The sequence below is a fragment of the Streptomyces sp. NRRL B-24572 genome (assembly GCF_002156145.1).
GTDB lineage: Bacteria > Actinomycetota > Actinomycetes > Streptomycetales > Streptomycetaceae > Streptomyces > Streptomyces vietnamensis.
Genome location: NZ_MWIG01000037.1, coordinates 1 through 3,774, shown reverse-complemented (window position 1 = coordinate 3,774; position 3,774 = coordinate 1). Strand labels below are relative to the sequence as shown.

Annotated in this window: 4 protein-coding genes; 3 read left to right on the top strand and 1 reads right to left on the bottom strand. The window is 73.9% G+C overall.

The annotated features are described in order from the left end of the window. On the top strand, positions 1–1,269 hold a 1,269-nt coding region (gene mshA, locus CCN56_RS02525; RefSeq protein WP_086822939.1), incomplete at its 5' end, for a D-inositol-3-phosphate glycosyltransferase. Then, positions 1,262–1,750, top strand: coding sequence for a YbjN domain-containing protein (locus CCN56_RS02520; protein ID WP_086822937.1), 489 nt, complete (start codon positions 1,262–1,264; stop codon positions 1,748–1,750). The genes mshA and CCN56_RS02520, both read left to right, overlap by 8 nt. On the opposite strand, the gene CCN56_RS02515 is transcribed toward CCN56_RS02520, so the two are convergent. Continuing rightward, the gene (locus CCN56_RS02515; RefSeq protein ID WP_086822934.1) at positions 1,725–2,666 is read right to left on the bottom strand and encodes an AraC family transcriptional regulator; all 942 of its coding nucleotides are present in this window, start codon (positions 2,664–2,666) and stop codon (positions 1,725–1,727) included. The two genes, CCN56_RS02520 and CCN56_RS02515, sit on opposite strands and share 26 nt — an antisense overlap. 98 nt (positions 2,667–2,764) lie before the next feature. Between CCN56_RS02515 and CCN56_RS02510 the strand changes: the two genes are divergently transcribed. Continuing rightward, positions 2,765–3,697, top strand: coding sequence for an MBL fold metallo-hydrolase (locus CCN56_RS02510; protein ID WP_086822931.1), 933 nt, complete (start codon positions 2,765–2,767; stop codon positions 3,695–3,697). Positions 3,698–3,774: the final 77 nt, after the last annotated feature.

The following is a 3,774-nucleotide window of genomic DNA, read 5'->3' as shown; positions in this document are numbered from 1 at the left end:
GCCATGCTCAGCGTCCACACCTCGCCGCTGCACCAGCCCGGCACGGGTGACGCGGGCGGCATGAACGTCTACATCGTCGAGCTGGCGAAACGACTCGCCGCCATCGACATCGAGGTGGAGATCTTCACCCGGGCCACCACCGGCGGCCTCCCCCCGGTGGTCGAGCTGACCCCGGGCGTGCTCGTACGGCACGTGGACGCCGGCCCGTACGAGGGTCTGGCCAAGGAGGAGCTGCCGGCGCAGCTCTGCGCCTTCACGCACGGGGTGATGCAGGCGTGGGCGGGGCACCGGCCCGGCCACTACGACCTGGTCCACTCCCACTACTGGCTCTCCGGCCACGTCGGCTGGCTGGCCGCCGAGCGCTGGGGCGTCCCGCTCGTGCATGCCATGCACACCATGGCGAAGGTCAAGAACGCGGCGCTCGCCGAGGGCGACACGCCCGAGCCCGCGGCCCGGGTGATCGGCGAGACGCAGATCGTCTCCGCCGCCGACCGGCTGATCGCCAACACGTCCGAGGAGGCCGACGAGCTGGCCCGCTTCTACGAGGCGGACCCCGGCAAGATCGCGGTCGTGCACCCGGGCGTCAACCTGGACCACTTCCGCCCCGCCGACGGCCGCGCGGCGGCCCGCGCCCGGCTCGGCCTCCCCCAGGACGCCTTCATCCCGGTCTTCGCCGGCCGCATACAGCCGCTGAAGGCCCCGGACATCCTGCTCAGCGCCGCCGCGCGGCTCCTGGAAGAGGACCCCTCCCTTCGCACCCGCATGGTCGTCCCGGTGGTGGGCGGCCCGAGCGGCAGCGGCCTGGCCAAGCCGGAGCAGCTGCAGAAGCTGGCCGCCAAGCTCGGGATCTCGGACGTCGTGCGCTTCCACCCGCCGGTGAGCCAGGACCGCCTGGCGGACTGGTTCCGCGCGGCGTCGGTCCTCGTCATGCCCTCGTACAGCGAGTCCTTCGGCCTGGTCGCGATCGAGGCGCAGGCGGCCGGCACCCCGGTCGTCGCGGCGGCGGTCGGCGGCCTGCCCGTGGCCGTACGGGACGAGGTGACCGGTTTCCTGGTCCAGGGGCACGACCCGGCGGACTACGCCCGCGCTCTTGGCCGCTTCGTGGCGGACCCGTCCCTCTCGGCCCGGATGGGCGAGGCGGCGGCGCTGCACGCGGGTTCCTTCGGCTGGGACACGGCGGCCTCGGGCACGGCGGACGTGTACACGGCCGCCATGCACGACCACCGGCTGCGCGAGAACCGCCGTCGCGTACGCTCGCACCATGGCTGAGGACGTTCGGCGGATCATCGAGGACGCGTTCGACGAGTCGGAGCTCGACTGGGAGTCCCCGGAGCCCGGCTCGTACGTCGTGAAGCTCCCGGGCACGCGCAAGCTGTTCACCACCCTGTCGCTGCGGGTGGGCCGCCACTCCCTCTCCCTCAACGCCTTCGTCATCCGCCACCCGGACGAGAACGAGGCGGGCGTCCACCGCTGGCTGCTCGAACGCAACCTCAAGCTGTACGGGGTGAGTTACGCGGTCGACGCCCTGGGCGACGTCTACCTCGCCGGCAAGCTGCCGCTGGCCGCCGTCACACCGGAGGAACTGGACCGGCTGCTCGGCTCGGTCCTGGAGGCGGCGGACGGCGACTTCAACACGCTCCTGGAACTGGGCTTCGCGTCGGCGATCCGGCGCGAGTACGAGTGGCGGGTGTCGCGCGGCGAGTCGACGCGCAACCTGGACGCGTTCAAGAACCTGACGCAGAAGGGGTGACCGCGCCGCTGCGGTACTGCCCCGGCGTCGTGCCGAACTCGCGGCGGAAGGCGTGGGACAGGGCGTACGGCGAGGCGTAGCCGACGTGGCGGGCGACGGTGGCCAGCGGGTCGCCGGTGTCCCGGAGCAGGGCGGCGGCGCGGGTCAGCCGCCACCAGGTGAGGTACGCCATCGGGGGCCGGCCCACGAGGGCGGTGAAGCGGCGGGCGAGGGTGGGCCGGGAGACGCCGGCCTCGGCCGCGAGCCGGTCGACGGTCCAGGGCGCGGCCGGGTCGGAGTGCAGCGCGCGCAGCGCGGCGGCCGCCACCGGGTCGCCCAGGGCGGCCGGCCACGCCCCGGCGGTGTTCTCGGCCGCCATCCAGGACCGGATCATGTAGACGAGCAGCAGGTCGAGCAGGCTGGGGAGCGCGAGGCAGGCGCCGGGCCGCCGCTCGTCCAGCTCTCCGCCCAGCAGGCCGATGGCGGCCCGGAGTTCGGGGTGGTGGCCGGCGCGGCCGGGCAGGTGGACGAGCGGCGGAAGTTCCGCGAGCAGGGGGTGCGTGTGGCTGCGGTCGAGCCGGTACTTGCCGCAGAGCATCTCGACCTCGCGGTCGCCGTCGGTCGTCCGGGGCGGGTGAGGGCGGCTGCCGGCGGCCCACCGCTCGAAGGACACCGCCCGTGCGACCGTCGCCGCGTCGGCGGGCGCGTCGGCGATGACGTGCCCGGTGCCGTGCGGGAGCAGGACGGCGTCGCCCGCGCCGAGCGCGACCGGTTCGCCGCCGTCGGGCAGCAGCCAGCAGCTGCCCCGGAGGACGACGTGGAAGCCGGCCCCTTCGTACGGGGCGAGCCGGGCGCACCAGCGTCCTGCGACCCGTACCCGGTCGGAGGAGGGCCGCCCGACCCGTACGGCCGAGATCGCATCGCTCACGACATCCATGACGGGGAGCGTAGTACCGCCACCGTGAGCTTCTCGCGTATCCAGAAGAGCAGATCAGACATTGAGAGGCTCACCAGCCCCTCCCTACTGTCGATCCCATGACGAACGAGAGCGCACAGAGCATCGTCCTGGGGGACGTCGAGATCATCCGGATCGTCGAGTGGCGGGGGCCGTTCGCGCCCGCCGCCACCCTCGTGCCGGGCGCCGGGGCCGAGCTGTGGAAGGACAACGAGGAGTGGCTGGCGCCGGACCACTGGGCGCCGGACGGCGACAGCGCGGTCATGGCGCTGCAGACCTGGGTGCTGCGCAGCGGCGGGCGGACCGTCCTGGTCGACACGGGCGTGGGCGACGGGCGGGAGCGGCCCCACTCGCCGCACTTCCACCGGCGGCGGGACGGTTTCCTCGGCCGCCTGGAGCGGGCGGGCATCCGGCCCGAGGACGTCGACGTCGTCGTCAACACGCATCTGCACGCGGACCACGTCGGCTGGAACACGCGCTCCGTCGAAGGCGCAGGGGAGTGGGCGCCTGCGTTCCCGAACGCCCAGTACCTCCTCCCCGCCGCCGACGACTTCCACTTCGGCCCGGAGAACGCGTACGGCGGCGGCCTCCGGGAGGAGGACCGGCTGATCTACGGGGACAGCGTGGCGCCCGTGCACCGCGCGGGGCTGATCACGCTCTGGGACGGGTCCCACCGCATCGACGAGAACCTCGTCCTGGAGTCGGCGCCCGGTCACACCCCGGGCTCGGCCGTCCTGCGACTGGCCTCCGGGACCGACCGCGCGGTCTTCGTCGGCGATCTCCTCCACAGCCCCGTGCAGATCCTCGCTCCGGAGCACGCGAGCTGCTTCTGCCTGGACCCGGCGGGGGCGGCGGCCAGCCGCCGCCGGATCCTGGAACGGGCCGCCGACGAGCGGGAGCTGGTCGTCCCCGCGCACTTCGGTGGGTCGGGCGCCGCCGAAGTGCGCAGGGAGGGGACGGGGTTCGCCGTGGCCGGTTGGGCGGCCCACGACACCGACCGGGTCAGGCGCTGACGGAAGAGGAAGAGGACGAGGCGTCCTCGGCCCCGACCGATCCGGATCGGTCGGGGGCGAGGACGCCTCGTCCTCTT

What these genes read in the sequence shown, in the direction of transcription:
- CCN56_RS02520 (WP_086822937.1), top strand. Translation starts at nt 1,262, where the DNA reads ATGGCTGAGGACGTTCGGCGGATCATCGAGGACGCGTTCGACGAGTCG.
- CCN56_RS02515 (WP_086822934.1), bottom strand. Translation starts at nt 2,666, where the DNA reads ATGGATGTCGTGAGCGATGCGATCTCGGCCGTACGGGTCGGGCGGCCC.
- CCN56_RS02510 (WP_086822931.1), top strand. Translation starts at nt 2,765, where the DNA reads ATGACGAACGAGAGCGCACAGAGCATCGTCCTGGGGGACGTCGAGATC.